Annotated in this window: 1 protein-coding gene and 1 pseudogene; both read right to left on the bottom strand. The window is 47.9% G+C overall.

The genetic code is table 11. The annotated features are described in order from the left end of the window. Nucleotides 1-438 (bottom strand): annotated as a pseudogene (locus R7Q11_RS27730) (anthranilate phosphoribosyltransferase); the annotation flags it as partial. A gap of 19 nt (nucleotides 439-457) precedes the next feature. Beyond that, on the bottom strand, nucleotides 458-599 hold a 142-nt coding region (locus R7Q11_RS27725), incomplete at its 5' end, for a glutamine amidotransferase-related protein (protein ID WP_405532560.1).

The following is a 599-nucleotide window of genomic DNA, read 5'->3' as shown; positions in this document are numbered from 1 at the left end:
AACGCCAATGTCGTCAACCGCTTTGCGGGTGTCTTCAGCACTCATTGCTAGGTTGATGCCAAACGAGTCCAGTAAGTCAGAAGAGCCGGATTTACTTGATACGCTGCGGTTGCCGTGTTTCGCGACCTTTAGGCCACATGCTGCTGCAACAAAGGCGGCCGTCGTCGAGATATTGATAGTATTGTGACCATCGCCCCCTGTCCCTACGATGTCTGCAAAGTCGTAATCAGGACGAGGGAACGGGTTCGCATTCGCCAGTAGGGCTTTTGCTGCACCGGCAATTTCATCAGGCGTTTCGCCTTTGATCTTTAATGCTGTTAATGCCGATGCCATTAAAATTGGATTAAGCTCGCCGCGAATAATAATGTCGAATAGCTGTTGGCTTTCTTCTTGAGTCAGTGATTGCTGTTCGTACAGTTTGTTGATGATTGCTTCCATAGTTTCTCTCCCCATTTCCTTATGCGTTATTTTTCTCAAGCGCCCATTCAATCGCGTTGCCCAACAAGGTTGCGCCGTAAGTCGTCATTATTGACTCTGGGTGGAACTGAAATCCGCAAACTTTATCTTGTTCGTGCACAACAGACATGACCAAATTGTCG

The organism is Vibrio sp. 970 (assembly GCF_033339075.1).
The sequence above is the reverse complement of the archived record's forward strand: the minus strand, read 5'-3'. Positions and strand labels throughout refer to the sequence as shown.